The following is an 18,111-nucleotide window of genomic DNA, read 5'->3' as shown; positions in this document are numbered from 1 at the left end:
GTTAACATGACGAGAAATCGTCCGGTACCCCGCGCGGACTGGAACGGGAAGGCCTCCGTCGAGTGAGTACATTCCAACAGCCGGAACCGAAGGACCGCCCCGCGCGCCTCGCCGTCGGGGTCGTCGGCGCGGGCCGGGTCGGCCCCGCCCTCGCGGCGGCCCTCCAGCTCGCCGGACACCACCCGGTGGCCGTGTCCGGGGTCTCCGACGCCTCCAGGCGACGGGCCGCGGCGCTCCTGCCCGACGTGCCGATGATGTCCCCGGCCGAGGTCCTGGAGCGCTCCGACCTGGTCCTGCTGACCGTCCCGGACGACACCCTGCCCGGCCTCGTCGAGGGGCTCGCCGAGACCGGCGCGGTCCGGCCCGGCCAACTGCTCGTGCACACCTCCGGGCGGTACGGCGCACGCGTGCTCGACCCCGCGCTCCGGGCCGGCGCCCTGCCGCTCGCGCTGCACCCCGCCATGACCTTCACCGGCACCCCGGTGGACGTGCAGCGGCTGGCCGGATGCTCCTTCGGGGTCACCGCGCCCGAGGAGCTGCGCCTCGCCGCCGAGGCCCTCGTGATCGAGATGGGCGGCGAGCCCGAGTGGATCTCCGAGGAGTCCCGGCCGCTCTACCACGCGGCCCTCGCGCTCGGCGCCAACCACCTGGTGACCCTGGTCGCCGAGTCCATGGACCTGCTGCGCACCGCGGGCGTCGAGGCACCCGACCGGATGCTCGGCCCGCTCCTCGGCGCCGCCCTCGACAACGCCCTCAGATCCGGCGACGCGGCCCTCACCGGACCCGTCGCGCGCGGGGACGCGGGCACGGTCGCGGCCCACGTCGCCGAGTTGCGCGCGCACGCCCCGGAGACCGTCGCCGGGTATCTCGCGATGGCGCGCGCGACCGCCGACCGCGCCCTCGCCCACGGACTGCTGAAGCCGGAGCTCGCCGAGGACCTCCTCGGCGTGCTCGCCGACGGCGCGTCCCTGCCCGACGACGGGAGCGACCGATGACCGCCCTGCTGCGCACCTCCGACGACCTGCACGCGCGCGGACGCGGCGACCGCCGGGTCGTCGTGATGACCATGGGGGCCCTGCACGAGGGCCACGCCACCCTGATCCGCACGGCACGCGGGATCGCGGGCCCGGGCGGCGACGTCGTCGTCACGGTCTTCGTGAACCCGCTCCAGTTCGGCGCCGGCGAGGACCTGGACCGCTACCCGCGCACCCTCGACTCCGACCTCGAGATCGCCGGGCGGGCCGGCGCGGACGCCGTGTTCGCCCCCTCGGTGGACGAGGTCTACCCGGGCGGCGAACCCCAGGTCCGGCTCTCCGCCGGGCCGATGGGCGAACGGCTGGAGGGCGCCGCGCGCCCCGGCCACTTCGACGGCATGCTCACCGTCGTCGCCAAGCTGCTGCACCTCACCCGGCCCGACACGGCCCTGTTCGGGCAGAAGGACGCCCAGCAGCTCGCCCTGATCCGCCGTATGGTCCGCGACCTGAACTTCGGCATGGAGATCGTCGGCGTGCCCACCGTGCGCGAGGAGGACGGGCTCGCCCTCTCCAGCCGCAACCGCTTCCTGGCCCCCGACGAGCGGCGCACCGCCCTCGCCCTCTCCCAGGCGCTCTTCGCCGGCCGCGACCGGCACGCCGCGCAGGAGGCCCTGCGCGCACGGGCCCGCGAGGTGCCCGCCACCCGCGCGCGTGCCGAGGCGCTCAGCGCGATCGGCGAGTCCCGCGCCGCCGCCGACGCGCACGCCGTGGCCAAGGCCGCGCCCGGCGGCCCGTCCGGTGTCCGCGCCGCCGCCCGCCTCGTCCTGGACGAGGCGGCCCGCCTCCGGCCGCCGCTGGCGCTGGACTACCTGGCACTGGTCGATCCGTCCGACTTCACCGAGATCCAGGACGACTTCACCGGCGAGGCGGTCCTCGCCGTCGCCGCCCGGGTCGGGACGACCCGCCTGATCGACAACATCCCCCTCACCTTCGGAGCCGCCTCGTGACCGGCAAAGGCACAGGTACCGGTAAAGGCACAGGTACTGGCATACGACTGCACGCGCCCGCCCCCGGCTGGGCCCTCACCGCCGACGTGGTCGTCGTCGGGTCCGGCGTCGCCGGCCTGACCGCCGCCCTGCGCTGCGAGGCAGCCGGCCTGACGACCGTCGTCGTCACCAAGGCCCGCCTGGACGACGGCTCCACCCGATGGGCCCAGGGCGGCATCGCCGCGGCCCTCGGCGAGGGCGACACCCCCGAGCAGCACCTCGACGACACCCTGGTCGCGGGCGCGGGACTGTGCGACGAGGACGCGGTACGCATCCTCGTCACCGAGGGCCCCGACGCCGTACGCCGCCTCATCGCGACCGGAGCGCACTTCGACGAGTCCTCCGAGGGCGACCTGGAACTCACCCGCGAGGGCGGCCACCACCGCCGCCGCATCGCGCACGCGGGCGGCGACGCGACGGGCGCCGAGATCTCCCGGGCGCTCGTCGAGGCGGTCCGCGCGCGCGGCCTGCGCACGGTGGAGAACGCGCTCGTCCTGGACCTCCTGACGGACGCCGCCGGCCGCACCGCGGGTGTGACCCTGCACGTCATGGGGGAGGGCCAGCACGACGGCGTGGGAGCCGTGCACGCCCCCGCCGTGGTCCTCGCCACCGGCGGCATGGGCCAGGTCTTCTCCGCGACCACCAACCCCTCCGTCTCCACCGGCGACGGGGTGGCCCTCGCGCTGCGGGCGGGCGCCGAGGTCTCCGATCTCGAATTCGTCCAGTTCCACCCGACCGTGCTGTTCCTCGGCCCGGACGCGGAGGGCCAGCAGCCCCTGGTGTCGGAGGCGGTCCGCGGCGAGGGCGCCCACCTGGTCGACGCGGACGGCGTGCGCTTCATGCTCGGCCGGCACGAACTGGCCGAGCTGGCGCCCCGGGACATCGTCGCCAAGGGCATCATGCGCCGCATGCAGGAGCAGGACGCCGAGCACATGTACCTCGACGCCCGGCACTTCGGCGCGGAGATGTGGGAGCACCGCTTCCCGACCATCCTCGCCGCCTGCCGCGCGCACGGCATCGACCCGGTGACCGAGCCCGTCCCGGTCGCCCCGGCCGCCCACTACGCCTCCGGCGGTGTCCGCACCGACGCCCGGGGCCGCACCACGGTGCCCGGCCTGTACGCCTGCGGCGAGGTCGCGTGCACCGGCGTGCACGGCGCCAACCGGCTCGCCTCCAACTCCCTCCTGGAGGGACTGGTCTACGCCGAGCGCATCGCGGCCGACATCGCGCACCGCCGTGCCGAGGACGGCCTCCACGCGCGCGTGCCCGAGCCGGTCCCGCACCCCGACCGGCCCGCCCACCCGCTGCTCGCGCCCGAGTCCCGCTTCGCCATCCAGCGGATCATGACGGACGGCGCCGGCGTCCTGCGCTCCGCCCGGTCCCTGGCCCAGGCGGCCGACCGACTCCAGCGGCTGCACACCGACGCCCGGGACGCCCTCGACGAGAACGGCAAGACCTCCGAGCCCGGCGTCGACACCTGGGAGGCCACCAACCTCCTGTGCGTGGCGCGGGTCCTGGTCGAAGCGGCCCTCAGGCGCGAGGAGACCCGCGGCTGCCACTGGCGCGAGGACCACGCCGACCGCGACGACACCGACTGGCGCCGGCACATCGTCGTACGGCTGAATCCCGACCGCACGCTCGCCGTGCACACCACCGGCACAGCAGACTTCCCCCCGACCCTCCCCCCGGCGGACGGCCCCGCCCGGAGCGGGGAGATCCCCATGTCCCAGCAGACGTCCCGCGACCAGGAGCAGTGACCGACGTGAGCACCCCCGACCTTCCCCTCGCCCAGAGCGGCGGCTGCGGCGACGGCTGCGGCTGTGGCGGCGCCGACATGGACGGCGACGAGTCGTACATGGAGTGCGGCCTCGACCCCGCGCTCGCCCAGCTCCTCGCCGACGCCGGGCTCGACCCGCTGGAGGTCGAGGACATCGCGAACGTCGCGATCCAGGAGGATCTCGACAACGGCGTGGACGTGACGACCGTCGCGACCATTCCCGAGGACGCGGTCTCCACCGCGGACTTCACCGCCCGGGACGCGGGCGTCGTCGCGGGCCTGCGGATCGCCGAGGCGGTCGTCTCCGTCGTCTGCACCGACGAGTTCGAGGTGGAGCGGCACGTCGAGGACGGCGACCGCGTCGAGGCGGGACAGAAGCTCCTCAGCGTCACCACCCGCACCCGCGACCTGCTCACGGCCGAGCGCAGCGCGCTGAACCTGCTGTGCCGCCTGTCGGGCATCGCGACCGCCACGCGCGCGTGGGCCGACGTCCTGGAGGGCACCGGCACCCGCGTCCGCGACACCCGCAAGACGACCCCCGGCCTGCGCTCCCTGGAGAAGTTCGCGGTGCGCTGCGGCGGTGGCGTCAACCACCGCATGTCGCTGTCGGACGCGGCGCTGGTCAAGGACAACCACGTGGTCGCCGCGGGCGGCGTGGAGCAGGCCTTCACGGCCGTCCGTGAGGCGTTCCCGGACGTCGCGATCGAGGTCGAGGTCGACACGCTGCACCAGCTGCGCGAGGTCCTCGCCGCGGGCGCCGACCTGATCCTCCTCGACAACTTCACGCCCGTCGAGTGCGAGGAGGCGGTGGCCCTGGTCGCCGGCCGCGCGCTGCTGGAGGCCTCGGGCCGGCTCACCCTCGGCAACGCGGAGGAGTACGCGAAGACCGGCGTCGACTTCCTCGCGGTGGGCGCCCTGACCCACTCCTCGCCGATCCTGGACATCGGCCTGGACCTGCGCGACGCGCCGGCCGGCGAGGCCTCCACGGACGAGGCGGAGTAGCACCCATGCTCCTCACCATCGACGTCGGCAACACCCACACGGTCCTCGGCCTCTTCGACGGCGAGGAGATCGTCGAGCACTGGCGCATCTCCACCGACGCCCGCCGCACCGCCGACGAGCTCGCCGTCCTCCTCCAGGGCCTGATGGGCATGCACCCGCTGCTCGGCGAGGAACTCGGCGACGGCATCGACGGCATCGCGATCTGCGCGACCGTCCCGTCCGTGCTGCACGAACTGCGTGAGGTCACCCGCCGCTACTACGGCGACGTCCCGGCCGTCCTGGTCGAGCCCGGCGTCAAGACGGGCGTGCCGATCCTCACCGACAACCCGAAGGAGGTCGGCGCGGACCGCATCATCAACGCGGTCGCGGCCGTCGAGCTCTACGGGGGGCCGGCGATCGTCGTCGACTTCGGCACGGCGACCACGTTCGACGCGGTCAGCGCCCGGGGCGAGTACGTGGGCGGCGTCATCGCGCCCGGCATCGAGATCTCCGTCGACGCGCTCGGGGTCAAGGGGGCCCAGCTGCGCAAGATCGAGGTGGCCCGGCCGCGGGCGGTGATCGGCAAGAACACCGTCGAGGCGATGCAGTCCGGGATCATCTACGGGTTCGCGGGACAGGTGGACGGCGTCGTCAACCGGATGGTGCGGGAGCTCGCCGTGGATCCGGACGATGTCACCGTCATCGCGACCGGCGGTCTCGCGCCGATGGTCCTGGGCGAGTCCTCGGTCATCGACGAACACGAGCCGTGGCTCACGCTGATCGGTCTCCGCCTGGTCTACGAACGCAACGTCTCCCGCACCTGAGGAGGCACTCCGGCCGCCCCTGCCTGTCCCGTTCCCGGGGGCGGCAGCCTTTGGCGGGTGCGGTCGTCGGCCGAACGGTCCGAGCCCTTCCGGCGATGCGCGGGTCGGAGGCGGCAGCCCGCGGCGGGGAGGCCCGGGAGGCGGAGCCACCGGGAGATGGGCCGGGGCCAGGACACGCGTAGGGGGATATGGCGGATTTTGTCTGATTAGCGCGTATCGTCACGGCATGCCCACGCCCTACGGATCCCGCGGCGGCATGGCGTTCGGTGCGCAGGAGTTGCGTGTGCTCCGTCGCGCTCTCGCCCTCGCCCTCCATCCCGCCCCCGCCTCGGCCGAAGACGTCCAGGACTGCCTCCGGCTCGCCGAATCCGTCGACGAGGCCGCCCGCGAGGGAGCCAGGCTCCGGGCCTTCCTGCTGGCCGACCTCTCCCGCTACCGGGCCGCGCTGCCCGGCACGGCCGCCGGCTACCTCGTCCTCCTGGAGGAAGCCCTGGCCACCGGCTACCGGCCGAATCCGGACGATCTCGCCGCCCTGCGCGCCCTGCGCGGCACCCCCGCCGCGGCCGCCCTCCTGGAGCGCTGCTGCGACCTCGCCGAACGGGACGTCGCGGCCCGCCTGGCGAGCCGCACGGGCACTCCCACGGTTCCGGCGTCCCGTACCCGCCTGACCGCGCTGCGGGGAGGCCTGGCGCCGCACGGGGGCCCCGACGAGCCGGTCCGCAAACCGGCGGACCGGCCCGCCGCCGACCCGAAACCGAACCCTCCGGGCAGGGGCCCGCGCCCCGACCGGCCGATCCCCACGCCGGGCGAGGTCTTCCCGCCCCGGCGCAAGCCGGTGCCGCCACCGGTGAACCCCCCTCAGCAGCTCGCGGCGGGCTAGCTACTCTGGAGGCATGGACTATGTCTCCGCGCTCGTGCCCCCCGTAGTGATGGCCGTGTTCTTCATCGGGCTGATCGTGACGATCGTCAAGACCCAGGGCGGTGCCAACAAGTCCAAGGAGGACGCGGTCGTCGACGCCGCCCTCGCGCGCGCGGACGGCGCCCGCCAGGCCTCCCGGGACTCCGAGGCCTGAGCGACCGGCCCCTCCTGGGCCCCGTCCGCGGACGGATCGGCGTACGACTCATACGTTTTTCGAGTCGTACGCCCTTTTTGTTGCCGATCTCCCACTATTGTTCTGAGCTGTGCCTCGCCCATTGGGAGAACTCGAAGACTCGGTCATGACGCGGGTGTGGAAGTGGAACCGCCCGGTGACCGTTCGAGAAGTCCTGGAAGACCTTCAGCAGGAACGGTCCATCGCGTACACCACGGTGATGACCGTTTTGGACAATCTCCATCAGAAGGGCTGGGTGCGCCGTGAGGCGGAAGGCCGGGCCTATCGATATGAGGCGGTGTCCACGCGTGCCGCCTACTCCGCGGCCCTCATGAACGACGCATGGTCCCAGAGTGACAACCCCGCGGCGGCTCTCGTCGCCTTCTTCGGCATGATGAGCCAGGAACAGCGTCATGCGCTGCGCGACGCCATGCGTATCGTGCAGGGTCCCGAAGAAGGCCCGGCCGATGCCGAAACACCGGCGCCTCCGGAAGCTTCCGGTGAGAAGCGCGACGAGAAGCGCGACGAGAAGTCGCCCGCGAAGCCGGACGAGAACGCGGCGGAGAAGCCGGGCGGCGAGAACCGGGCCGGGAACGCGGGTGAGAAGCCGGGCGGCGAGAACCCCGCCGCGGACCCCGACGGCACCGGGCGATAGCGTCCGCTCATGCCAGCAGAGCATCCGGCGCGGCGGCCCGCGCCGCATCCCGGAGACACCGCGAAAGCCATCACCGTCCGGCGGGCCAGGACCGGCGATGTCCCGGCGGTGCGCCGCCTCCTCGACGCGAACGTCCGACAGCGCATCCTGCTCGACAAAGCCACGGTGACGCTTTACGAGGACATCCAGGAGTTCTGGGTGGCCGAACGCGACGACAACGCCGAGGTCGTCGGCTGCGGAGCGCTGCACGTGATGTGGGAAGACCTCGCGGAAGTGCGCACTCTCGCGGTGAACCCCGCGGTCAAGGGCGCGGGAGTCGGTCATCAGTTGCTGGAGAAGTTGCTGCACACCGCCCGCTGGCTCGGCGTTCGCCGCGTTTTCTGTCTCACCTTCGAAGTGGACTTCTTCGCGAAGCACGGCTTCGTGGAGATCGGTGAGACGCCGGTCGACACCGATGTGTACGCCGAGCTGCTGCGTTCCTATGACGAGGGCGTCGCGGAGTTCCTCGGCCTCGAACGAGTGAAACCGAACACCTTGGGCAACAGCCGGATGCTTCTGCATCTGTGATCGCCGGCCACTATTCCGCCGGACCGCCTTGCCCGCGTTCCCTATGTCCGAAACGCGCACGTTTCCGGGCTTCCAGCGGCCCCCGAGTCTCCGCCAGGGGTTTGTGTTTTTCCAGCAAAAGCGGTTTGCTTTCCGACGTACTGCAGTACTGCATATAACAGGGGACGCGAAACGGCGGCCGACGCCGCGGTCCTCGGCCCTCACGTTATCGATGAAAGGAAATCCGGTGGCACAGAAGGTTCAGGTCCTTCTTGTCGACGACCTCGACGGTGGCGAGGCGGACGAGACCGTGACGTTCGCGTTGGACGGCAAGACCTACGAGATCGATCTCACGACCGCCAATGCGGACAAGCTGCGTGGTCTTCTCGACGCCTACGTGAAGGGCGGGCGTCGTACCGGTGGCCGCGCTTCGGGCGGACGCGGAAAGACCCGCGCCGCTTCCGGTGGCAGCCAGGACACCGCGCAGATCCGCGCGTGGGCGAAGGAGAACGGTTACGAGGTCAACGACCGTGGCCGCGTTCCCGCGCAAATTCGCGAGGCCTACGAGAACGCCAACGGCTGAGCGCACGCGCGCCGCAGCCGGATGCGGTGGCAGTGGGTCGCCATCGTCTCCACGAGCCGTACGAGATCGGGGGCGCCCCCACCGCCCCCCATGGCCGACAGGGTCGGCAGCGAGGGTTCCACCTCGCACCCCGGCTCAGGGGGCCGCAGCCAGACGGCGGCCCCCTGCGGACCGGGCGCTCCCGCTCGAAGCGGTCCTTCGGGCATCCCCGGCGGCAGCGGAGCCCCGATGCTCCCGCCCGCGCCGATCGCCGTGAGATCCAGCGGGACGGTGCCCCACTCCAGCCAGTCGAGCAGCCCCGGCAGCTCCTCCGCGCTCCCCTCGGCCACCAGCAGCCGCATCCGTGCCCCGCGCCGCCCGGGCCGGCCCCCGGATCCGGCCGCCGCGTCCCCCGGGCGGCCCCCGGAACCGCCGGAATCCGCGGAACCCCGCCACCCGGAAACCCCGGACGCCCCGGATACCTGGGACACCCCTGAACCCCCTGGACCACCACGCCGTTCCGGCAGGTTTCTGTGCAAGGCCACCGGAGACGTCGGGCCCAGGTGCCGCAGCGCCGCGAATCCCGCCTCCGCAGGGACTTCCAGCACGTCGAAGCGCATTCCGGTGGCCAGTCGCACCGGTGCGCCGGGCACCGTCGTCCAGCCCAGTTCGGTCTCGTACCACCGCCGCGTCCGGTCGCTCGGGTCGAGCGGGCGGCGAGGAAGGGGGACAGTGGGAACCATGACAGGAGCAACCGACGGAAGGGCTCCAGAGTTACGCTGGGTGTTTCGTGATGAGCGCAGAGTGCCGAACCGGGGGGCGTGCGGGGACGATCGGCGGCGCAACGATGTTCGCCCGTAGCGGAGGGAACCCGTGCGCGCCGCATGGAGTGTCAGTGCGTACGGGTAAGACATCCCTAGTGGGAGGGGCGACACGCAGAGCCTGGGCACCTCACGTTCGCCATCGGCGTACAGCTCATGAGGGTATCTGCCTGGCCTGCGGGAACATCGTCTCGCACCATCAGGTTGGAGCAGATGTCGGCGTTCGGGGTCAGGAGGCCAAGGACGGTGTCGGCAGTTGGAATGAGCGGTCCCCGCTTGCGGGACTAAGCTGCGGAAGGACAGGGAGGGGAGCGTCCCCTTACTGCCTGACCGCTCTGAGGAGCGATTAACGATGTTCGAGAGGTTCACCGACCGCGCGCGGCGGGTTGTCGTCCTGGCTCAGGAAGAAGCCCGGATGCTCAACCACAACTACATCGGCACCGAGCACATCCTCCTGGGCCTGATCCACGAGGGTGAGGGTGTCGCCGCTAAGGCCCTGGAGAGCCTCGGGATTTCGCTCGAGGCGGTCCGCCAGCAGGTGGAGGAGATCATCGGGCAGGGGCAGCAGGCCCCGTCCGGGCACATCCCCTTCACCCCCCGTGCCAAGAAGGTCCTGGAGCTCTCGCTCCGCGAGGCCCTTCAGCTGGGCCACAACTACATCGGCACGGAGCACATCCTGCTCGGCCTGATCCGTGAGGGCGAGGGCGTCGCCGCCCAGGTCCTGGTCAAGCTGGGCGCCGATCTCAACCGGGTGCGGCAGCAGGTCATCCAGCTGCTCTCCGGTTACCAGGGCAAGGAGACCGCCACCGCCGGCGGTCCTGCCGAGGGCACCCCCTCCACGTCCCTGGTCCTCGACCAGTTCGGCCGGAACCTCACCCAGGCCGCTCGTGAGTCCAAGCTCGACCCGGTCATCGGGCGCGAGAAGGAGATCGAGCGGGTCATGCAGGTGCTCTCCCGCAGGACCAAGAACAACCCGGTCCTGATCGGTGAGCCCGGCGTCGGCAAGACCGCCGTCGTCGAGGGCCTGGCGCAGGCCATCGTCAAGGGAGAGGTGCCCGAGACCCTCAAGGACAAGCACCTCTACACCCTGGACCTCGGCGCGCTGGTCGCCGGCTCCCGCTACCGCGGTGACTTCGAGGAGCGCCTGAAGAAGGTCCTCAAGGAGATCCGCACCCGCGGCGACATCATCCTGTTCATCGACGAGCTGCACACGCTCGTCGGCGCGGGTGCCGCCGAGGGCGCCATCGACGCGGCCTCGATCCTGAAGCCGATGCTGGCCCGCGGTGAGCTCCAGACCATCGGTGCGACCACGTTGGACGAGTACCGCAAGCACCTCGAGAAGGACGCGGCCCTCGAGCGCCGCTTCCAGCCGATCCAGGTGGCGGAGCCTTCCCTCCCCCACACGATCGAGATCCTCAAGGGCCTGCGCGACCGCTACGAGGCGCACCACCGCGTCTCCATCACCGACGAGGCACTGGTCCAGGCCGCCACCCTGGCCGACCGGTACATCTCGGACCGCTTCCTGCCGGACAAGGCGATCGACCTGATCGACGAGGCGGGCTCCCGGATGCGCATCCGCCGGATGACCGCACCGCCGGACCTCCGCGAGTTCGACGAGAAGATCGCGGGCGTCCGTCGCGACAAGGAGTCGGCCATCGACTCCCAGGACTTCGAGAAGGCGGCCTCTCTCCGTGACAAGGAGAAGCAGCTGCTGGCGGCGAAGACCAAGCGGGAGAAGGAGTGGAAGGCCGGCGACATGGACGTCGTGGCCGAGGTCGACGGCGAGCTGATCGCCGAGGTCCTCGCGACCGCCACGGGCATCCCGGTCTTCAAGCTGACCGAGGAGGAGTCGAGCCGCCTGCTGCGCATGGAGGACGAGCTCCACAAGCGGGTGATCGGCCAGAAGGACGCCGTCAAGGCGCTCTCCAAGGCGATCCGCCGTACCCGGGCCGGTCTGAAGGACCCGAAGCGTCCGGGTGGCTCGTTCATCTTCGCGGGCCCGTCCGGTGTCGGTAAGACCGAGCTCTCCAAGGCCCTCGCCGAGTTCCTCTTCGGTGACGAGGACGCGCTGATCTCCCTCGACATGTCGGAGTTCAGCGAGAAGCACACGGTGTCGCGTCTCTTCGGTTCGCCCCCCGGTTACGTGGGCTACGAGGAGGGCGGCCAGCTGACGGAGAAGGTGCGCCGCAAGCCGTTCTCGGTCGTCCTCTTCGACGAGGTCGAGAAGGCCCACCCGGACATCTTCAACTCGCTGCTGCAGATCCTGGAGGACGGTCGTCTGACCGACTCCCAGGGCCGGGTCGTGGACTTCAAGAACACGGTCATCATCATGACGACCAACCTCGGCACGCGGGACATCTCGAAGGGCTTCAACCTGGGCTTCGCGGCCACGGGTGACACGAAGTCCAACTACGAGCGCATGAAGAACAAGGTGTCGGACGAGCTCAAGCAGCACTTCCGTCCCGAGTTCCTCAACCGCGTCGACGACGTGGTCGTCTTCCCGCAGCTGACGCAGGACGACATCCTCAAGATCGTCGACCTGATGGTCGGCAAGGTGGACGAGCGCCTCAAGGACCGGGACATGGGCATCGAGCTCTCCCAGTCCGCCAAGGAACTGCTGTCCAAGAAGGGGTACGACCCCGTCCTGGGCGCGCGGCCGCTGCGTCGCACGATCCAGCGCGAGATCGAGGACACGCTGTCGGAGAAGATCCTCTTCGGCGAGCTGCGTCCCGGGCACATCGTGGTCGTCGACACGGAGGGCGAGGGCGACACCGCGACCTTCACCTTCCGCGGTGAGGAGAAGTCGGCACTGCCCGACGTCCCGCCGATCGAGCAGGCCGCGGGTGGGGCCGGTCCCAACCTGAGCAAGGAGGCGTAGCCCTCCGGGCTCGCCGCGGTACAAGAGAAGGGGCTGCCCCGGGACTTCGGTCCCGGGGCAGCCCCTTTCGCGTGCCGTTCGGGCCCGTGTCCCGGCCCCGGATCGGCGGGCGGCCGTGTGTGACGTGGTGCGAGGCGGCGCGACGCCGAGGCATGGCGCATGCGTCACGCCGCTGGGTGGAGTGCCCGCGTCCGGGCGCGACCCTGCGGGAGGCGGCGCGGCGGGGCGGGGCGGGTCGACGGCCCGCGCGTGCAGCGTCTCGTCGGCGCGGGCGCCGCGCTCCCCGAGGTGCTCCTGGTCCGCGGCGGTCCCCTCGCCGGAGCAGGCGGCCGGCGGCCAGGCGCCGGGCGGGCCTTCGGCACGCGGCGGCCGTGTGCTGGGCGGGGCGGGTCGACGGCCCGCGCGTGCAGCGTCTCGTCGGCGCGGGCGCCGCGCTCCCCGAGGTGCTCCTCGACCGCTGCGGTCCCCTCGCCGGAACAGGCGGCCGGCGGCCAGGCGCCGGGCGGGTCCATGGGCCCGCGCGTGCAGCGTCTCGTGGGCGCGGGCGCCGTACTTTCCGGGGTGCTCCTGGCCCGCGGCGGTCTCCTCGCGGGAACAGGCGGCCGGCGGCCAGGCGCCGAGAGGGGAGTTCGGCACCCGGTGGTCGGGTGCCGGACGGGGTACTTCGGCGCCCCGTGCTCCACGGTGAGCGGCGCGGTCGCGGGCGGTGGCGGGCCGATGTCCTCGACGGGCGACCGCGGCGGCGGTGCGGGCGACGATCGGCCTCCGCCGGAGCCCCTGCCGTCCGCGCGCGAGGCTGCGCGGCGCCCGGCCAGGTTCGTGTGCGGAACCGCGCCCGCGCGAGCCCCACACGGAAGCGTGCGCGACCCGTCGGCCCCGCGTGGCCACGGCCCGCACGCGAGGCGGGCACCGTGCGCGGAGTGTGTGCCCCGGTGCACGTCCCGTGCGAAAACACCCCTCCCCACCGCCCCCGCCGGGTGCCCTGACCGCCTCGGAACGGAGGTGCGCGGGAGGTCGGGAGAGGGGGCGGGCAAGGCTCCGCAGGTGCCTCCGCGGTGACATGACGCACAGGCGATTTGTCCCGTACTAGGGAGGTTAGTGGAGAAGTCCATGGGGGCAAAACGGACTTTTCGGGTTGGGCTCCCACAGGGGTCCGAGGGGTGGGTGTGGCGGCGCGCCGGGAGGCCGCTCCCGCCGTGTCGTACGGGGCCGGAAGTGGGGTTAAACCTCACTTCTTCCGTAGAAAACGGACGAATCATGCCAGGACGTAGCGTCTGTCAAGGAGTCGGTCGTTTCGGGGTCAAGTACGACCTAGCGTCGTAGAAGGGGGCTTTGGGGATTCGCCGGGGTCCGGGTTACCAAGGGATGGCCCCCTCCGGCAGCGACCGTGCTCCGGATGGGTTCAAGCCCCCCGTCCCCGTCTCCACGAGGTTCAGATGTCGAAGCGTGTCACGTCCCGTCAGTCCCGTACGTCCCTGCTGCGTAGCCGGACGGCCGTCCTCGCCGCCTCGGTGGGTGCCTCGGTCGTGCTGGGCGCCGGGATCGCGTCCGCCAGCACCCTGGACAGCGCCGCGACCAGCACGACGGCCGGTGTCCTGCAGACCCAGGCCGCCGCCCAGGCCAAGGCCGCCGCGAAGACCGAGCACGCCGCCGCCAAGAAGGCCGCGTCCTGGATCGACCCGGTGAAGAAGTACACCCTGTCCGCCACCTTCAACCAGGCCGGCGGCATGTGGGCCCACAAGCACTCCGGCCAGGACTTCGCGGTCCCGCAGGGCACCGACGTGTCCGCCGCGCACGGCGGCACGGTCGTCAAGGCCGGCGGCAACGGCGCCGGTGACGGTCCCGCGTACGGCAACGCCATCGTCATCAAGCACGCCAACGGCGTGTACTCGCAGTACGCCCACCTCTCCCGTATCGACGTACGGATAGGCCAGGTCGTCGCCACCGGTCAGCACATAGCGCTGTCGGGCAACACCGGGAACTCCAGCGGGCCGCACCTGCACTTCGAGATCCGTACGACCCCGAACTACGGCTCGGCCGTCGACCCGGTCGCGTTCCTGCGCTCCAAGGGTGTGACGGTCTAAGCACCCCCGGGTGTGACCTCGAAGGCGTGACGGTTCACGGGGCGACAGGCCCGCTGTGCGCCTGCGTCACCAGATCGACGGCGACCTCCAGGATGGCCTTGCGCTTCTCCTCGGGGTCGCCTTCGACGTCCTTCAGCATGAACATCCCCGCGTGCATCGAGAACAGCGCGCTGATGCAGCGGACCTGGTTCGTCAGGTCCGCGTCCGGCTCCTTGAGCAGATCGATCATGCGGAGCATGCGGTCCTTGAAGTCCTCGCCGGTGCGCAGCTCACGGACGGCGGCCTGGTTCTCCTGCATGAAGCGGAAGAGCGGGGCCGCGTCCGCGAGGGCGTTGCTGTAGCGGTGCAGGATCTCCTGCTTCGTCGCCAGCGTGCGCGGCTGCTGCCGCCCCCACTCGATCAGCTCGTCCATGGGCCTGGACAGATCTTGGAAGAGGCTCTTGAGGATGTCTTCCTTGGTCTTGAAGTGGTAGTACAGCGCCGCCTTGGTGACGTCCAGGTGCTCCGCGATCTCGCGCAGCGAGGTCTTCTCGTAGCCGTGCTCGGAGAAGAGTTCGAGGGCCACGTCCTGGATGCGCTGGCGGGTGTCCCCGCGGCGCTGTCGCTTGGTGCCGTCCATGGTGTCGCCGCCCATCGTCGTACTCCTCGCACTCCTTGAGAAAACGTACGTGCCGCCCCGCGGGCAAATCCAGGAAAACTTACTTGACGCCCGGCTAGTTAGGGGTCTACTTTCCCTCAGTGTAGTCAACTTGCCGGTCGGCAAGTAAGTGGCAAGCCGGGGGCAGTCGCCCCGACACCAGCGGGCGTCCAGCGGGACCCAGGGGAGTGGGAATGATGGCGGACAACACGGAAGCGGTCGTAGAGACCGAGAAGCAACCTCGCAGCGTACGGGTCGTGCTGCTCGCGCTCATGATCGCGATGCTCCTCGCCATGCTCGACAACATGATCGTGGGCACGGCGATGCCGACGATCGTCGGCGAGCTCGGCGGTCTGGAGCACCTGTCCTGGGTCGTCACCGCGTACACGCTCGCGACCGCCGCGTCGACCCCGATCTGGGGCAAGCTCGGCGACATGTACGGGCGCAAGGGCGCCTTCATGACCTCGATCGTGATCTTCCTCGTCGGTTCCGCGCTCAGCGGCATGGCACAGGACATGGGACAGCTGATCGGCTTCCGTGCCGTCCAGGGTCTCGGCGCGGGCGGCCTGATGGTCGGTGTCATGGCGATCATCGGAGACCTCATCCCGCCCCGTGAGCGGGGCAAGTACCAGGGCATGATGGCGGGCATCATGGCGCTCGCCATGATCGCCGGACCGCTGGTCGGCGGCTCCATCACGGACCACTGGGGCTGGCGCTGGTCCTTCTACATCAACCTGCCGCTCGGCATCGTCGCGCTGCTGGCCGTCAGCGCCGTGCTGCACCTGCCGAAGAAGCGGGTCGAGGCGAAGATCGACTATCTCGGTGCGGGGCTGCTGACCATCGGCATCTCGTCCATCGTGCTCGTCACCACCTGGGGCGGCAGCGAGTACGCCTGGGGCTCCGCCCGGATCATGGAGCTCATCGGCATCGGGGTCGCGGCGCTCGTCGGCTTCGTCTTCGTGCAGACCAAGGCCGCGTCGCCGATCCTGCCGCTGCACATCTTCCGCAACCGCAACTTCACGCTGATGTCCGTCATCGGCTTCATCACCGGCTTCGTGATGTTCGGCGCGGTGCTCTTCCTTCCGCTGTACCAGCAGTCGGTGCAGGGCGCGTCCGCGACCAACTCCGGCCTGCTGCTCCTGCCGATGCTCGGCGCGATGCTGGTCACCTCGATGGTCGCCGGACGGGTCACCACCAGCAGCGGCCGCTACAAGGCGTTCCCGGTCGTCGGCAGCGTGCTGATGGCGGTGGGCCTGTTCCTGCTCTCGCGGATGGACACCGAGACCACCCGGCTGACCTCGGGCCTCTACATGGCCGTGCTCGGCCTGGGCATGGGCTGCCTGATGCAGATCACGATGCTGGTGGCACAGAACAGCGTCGAGATGAAGGACATGGGCGTCGCGTCCTCGTCGACGACCCTCTTCCGTACGCTCGGCTCGTCCTTCGGCGTCGCGATCATGGGCGCGCTCTTCAACCACCGCGTCCAGGACGTGATGGCGGAGCGGGCCGGGGCGCTGGGCTCCAAGATGACCGAGCAGTCCGCGCAGCTCGACGCGGCCAGCCTCGCCAAGCTGCCGGCCGCGGCGCGTGAGGCCTACCAGTTCGCGGTGTCCTCCGGCACGCACTCCGCGTTCCTGCTGGGCTCCGTGGTGGCCCTGGGCGCCCTGGTCGCGGCGGTGTTCGTGAAGGAGGTCCCGCTGCGGGGCGCCGGAGCGCCCGGCAAGTCGGCCGAGGCCGACGCCGCGCCGCCGGTGCAGACCCTGGCGGAAACCGTCTGATCCCGCTCGTTCCGAAGGCCCCCGGCGTGTCCGCCCCGGGGGCCTTCTCCTGTGCCGCGGGTCGTTCACGGCCCGTAGGTCACGCAGGTCGTTCACAGTCCGTGGGCCCGTGGGCCCGTAAGTTCCCCCGCACACGCGCCCGCCGGCCCACGACCCCGTTCCTCACGCCGGCAGCAGAGGGAAGCTGCCCGTGTTCGTGGGTGCGTGCTCCGGCAGCCACAGCACCGCGACCGCGCCCTCCGCGGCCACGTGCACCGGGGCGCCGGCGGGCCGGATGTTGCGGAAGGTCAGCCGCGCGCCGAGCACCCGCGCCTGACCCGCCGCGATGGTCAGACCCAGCCCGTGGCCGTGGCCCGAACGGTCGCTGCTGCCGGTGCGGAAGCGGCTGGGGCCGTCGGCGAGGAGTTCCTCGGGGAACCCGGGACCGTGGTCGCGGACACGGATGACGCGGCCCTCCACGGAGACCTCGATCGGCGGCTTGCCGTGCCGTGCCGCGTTGGCCAGCAGGTTGAACAGAACCCGTTCCAGGCGCCGCGGATCGGTGGTGACCTCCGACTCGTGGATCACGCGTACGTCGATGTCGGGGTCCTTGGCGGCCACCCGGCGCGCGACGAACTCGCCGAGCATGATGTCCTGCAACTCGGCCCGCTCGGAGGCACCGTCAAGCCGGGCCACCTCCAGGACGTCCTCGACGAGCGTGCGCATGGCCTGCGCCCGGTCCCGGACGAGCTCCGTGGGGCGGCCGGGGGGCAGCAGTTCGGCCGCGGTCAGCAGTCCCGTGACCGGTGTGCGCAGCTCGTGCGCGATGTCGGCGGTCACCCGGCGCTCGGCCTCGATGCGCTGCTGGAGCGCGTCCGCCATGGCGTCCACCGCCCGCGCCAGATCGTCGGTCTCGTCGCGCACGACCCCGCCGATCGCCTCCCGTACCCGGACGTCGGTGTCACCCTTGGCGACCTGGTTCGCGGCGGCCGCGGCCTTGCGCAGCCGGCGCGACAACTGACCGCCGATCAGCACGCCGAGGGCGCTGCCGCCGAAGACGACCGCGATCGAACCGATGATCAGTGCCTGGTCGAGGTCCTTCATGACGTCGGTGTTGCGGTCCGTGAACCCGGTGTGGAGCGAGAGGACGCGGCCGTCCTTGAGAGGGACGGCCGCCCATATGTCCGGCACGCCGTTGGGGCGGTCCGCCACGTAGGTGGCCCGGCGGCCCTGTTCTACCTTGGCCAGCAGGTCCCCCGGGATCGTCGGGTCGTCGACCTTGACCCCGAAGGACTGGGTGCGGCCGGACTCGTACATGCGCTGGGCGACCTGGATCCGCTCGTCCGCCAGGTCACGCGAGTTGTCGAGCATCGAGACGCGTGCCGCGTTGTGCACGACGAGGCTCAGCGCGACCGCGACGAGGGCGCCGACCAGGGCGATGGCGGCGCTCAGCTTCCAGCGGATCCCGGTGCGCATAC

General features: G+C 71.3%; 16 protein-coding genes. 13 read left to right on the top strand and 3 right to left on the bottom strand.

The genetic code is table 11. The annotated features are described in order from the left end of the window. Positions 1-62 precede the first annotated feature (62 nt). The 10 genes from OG776_RS19765 (at position 63) to OG776_RS19720 (ending at position 8,477) form a co-directional block, all read left to right on the top strand. Positions 63-995: a Rossmann-like and DUF2520 domain-containing protein gene (locus tag OG776_RS19765; protein ID WP_148012293.1), complete on the top strand. Its 933-nt coding sequence runs from the start codon at positions 63-65 to the stop codon at positions 993-995. Then, the gene (panC, locus tag OG776_RS19760) at positions 992-1,981 is read left to right on the top strand and encodes a pantoate--beta-alanine ligase (RefSeq protein WP_148012292.1); all 990 of its coding nucleotides are present in this window, start codon (positions 992-994) and stop codon (positions 1,979-1,981) included. The genes OG776_RS19765 and panC overlap by 4 nt, the downstream gene beginning before the upstream one ends. Further along, positions 1,978-3,777: an L-aspartate oxidase gene (locus OG776_RS19755; protein WP_329321925.1), complete on the top strand. Its 1,800-nt coding sequence runs from the start codon at positions 1,978-1,980 to the stop codon at positions 3,775-3,777. Before panC ends, OG776_RS19755 begins: the two co-directional genes overlap by 4 nt. Before the next feature lie 5 nt (positions 3,778-3,782). Then, entirely contained in the window at positions 3,783-4,799 is a 1,017-nt protein-coding gene (gene nadC / locus OG776_RS19750) for a carboxylating nicotinate-nucleotide diphosphorylase (protein ID WP_148012291.1), read from the top strand. Positions 4,800-4,804: 5 nt separating this feature from the next. Continuing rightward, on the top strand, positions 4,805-5,602 hold the full coding sequence (locus tag OG776_RS19745) for a type III pantothenate kinase (protein ID WP_148012290.1): 798 nt from the start codon (positions 4,805-4,807) through the stop codon (positions 5,600-5,602). A gap of 256 nt (positions 5,603-5,858) precedes the next feature. After that, positions 5,859-6,482 carry a hypothetical protein gene (locus OG776_RS19740; protein ID WP_148012434.1) on the top strand — a complete coding sequence of 208 codons (624 nt, stop codon included), beginning with the start codon at positions 5,859-5,861 and terminating at the stop codon, positions 6,480-6,482. Between the two features lie 13 nt (positions 6,483-6,495). Beyond that, positions 6,496-6,675, top strand: coding sequence for a hypothetical protein (locus OG776_RS19735; protein ID WP_148012289.1), 180 nt, complete (start codon positions 6,496-6,498; stop codon positions 6,673-6,675). A 145-nt stretch (positions 6,676-6,820) separates the two neighbouring features. Next, entirely contained in the window at positions 6,821-7,348 is a 528-nt protein-coding gene (locus OG776_RS19730; RefSeq protein WP_410093263.1) for a BlaI/MecI/CopY family transcriptional regulator, read from the top strand. Positions 7,349-7,357: 9 nt separating this feature from the next. Continuing rightward, positions 7,358-7,915, top strand: a complete 558-nt coding sequence (locus tag OG776_RS19725; protein ID WP_148012288.1) for an amino-acid N-acetyltransferase — start codon at positions 7,358-7,360, stop codon at positions 7,913-7,915. 226 nt (positions 7,916-8,141) lie between these two features. Then, positions 8,142-8,477 carry a histone-like nucleoid-structuring protein Lsr2 gene (locus OG776_RS19720; RefSeq protein WP_148012287.1) on the top strand — a complete coding sequence of 112 codons (336 nt, stop codon included), beginning with the start codon at positions 8,142-8,144 and terminating at the stop codon, positions 8,475-8,477. Here OG776_RS19720 and OG776_RS19715 read toward each other — a convergent pair. Beyond that, the gene (locus tag OG776_RS19715; protein WP_148012286.1) at positions 8,456-9,199 is read right to left on the bottom strand and encodes an SCO3374 family protein; all 744 of its coding nucleotides are present in this window, start codon (positions 9,197-9,199) and stop codon (positions 8,456-8,458) included. The two genes, OG776_RS19720 and OG776_RS19715, sit on opposite strands and share 22 nt — an antisense overlap. A gap of 430 nt (positions 9,200-9,629) precedes the next feature. Here OG776_RS19715 and OG776_RS19710 point away from each other — a divergent pair, with 430 nt between their 5' ends. Together OG776_RS19710 and OG776_RS19705 are read left to right on the top strand one after the other, a co-directional pair. Then, complete coding sequence (locus tag OG776_RS19710; RefSeq protein ID WP_148012285.1) at positions 9,630-12,155, top strand: ATP-dependent Clp protease ATP-binding subunit; 2,526 nt, start codon at positions 9,630-9,632, stop codon at positions 12,153-12,155. Positions 12,156-13,591: 1,436 nt separating this feature from the next. Further along, positions 13,592-14,239, top strand: a complete 648-nt coding sequence (locus OG776_RS19705) for a M23 family metallopeptidase (RefSeq protein ID WP_148012284.1) — start codon at positions 13,592-13,594, stop codon at positions 14,237-14,239. 34 nt (positions 14,240-14,273) lie between these two features. Here the strand turns inward: OG776_RS19705 and OG776_RS19700 are convergent, their stop codons facing one another. Continuing rightward, complete coding sequence (locus tag OG776_RS19700; protein ID WP_148012432.1) at positions 14,274-14,858, bottom strand: TetR/AcrR family transcriptional regulator; 585 nt, start codon at positions 14,856-14,858, stop codon at positions 14,274-14,276. Between the two features lie 215 nt (positions 14,859-15,073). On the opposite strand from OG776_RS19700, the gene OG776_RS19695 reads away from it, so the two are divergent. Further along, positions 15,074-16,654, top strand: a complete 1,581-nt coding sequence (locus tag OG776_RS19695) for an MDR family MFS transporter (protein WP_148012283.1) — start codon at positions 15,074-15,076, stop codon at positions 16,652-16,654. Positions 16,655-16,816: 162 nt separating this feature from the next. On the opposite strand, the gene cseC is transcribed toward OG776_RS19695, so the two are convergent. After that, positions 16,817-18,109 carry a two-component system sensor histidine kinase CseC gene (gene cseC, locus OG776_RS19690; RefSeq protein WP_187285869.1) on the bottom strand — a complete coding sequence of 431 codons (1,293 nt, stop codon included), beginning with the start codon at positions 18,107-18,109 and terminating at the stop codon, positions 16,817-16,819. Between the last annotated feature and the right edge of the window lie 2 nt (positions 18,110-18,111).

This window comes from Streptomyces sp. NBC_01689 (assembly GCF_036250675.1).
In the GTDB taxonomy this organism is placed as follows: domain Bacteria; phylum Actinomycetota; class Actinomycetes; order Streptomycetales; family Streptomycetaceae; genus Streptomyces.
Note: the sequence above shows the minus strand (reverse complement) of the source record. Positions and strands in the feature narration are given on the sequence as shown.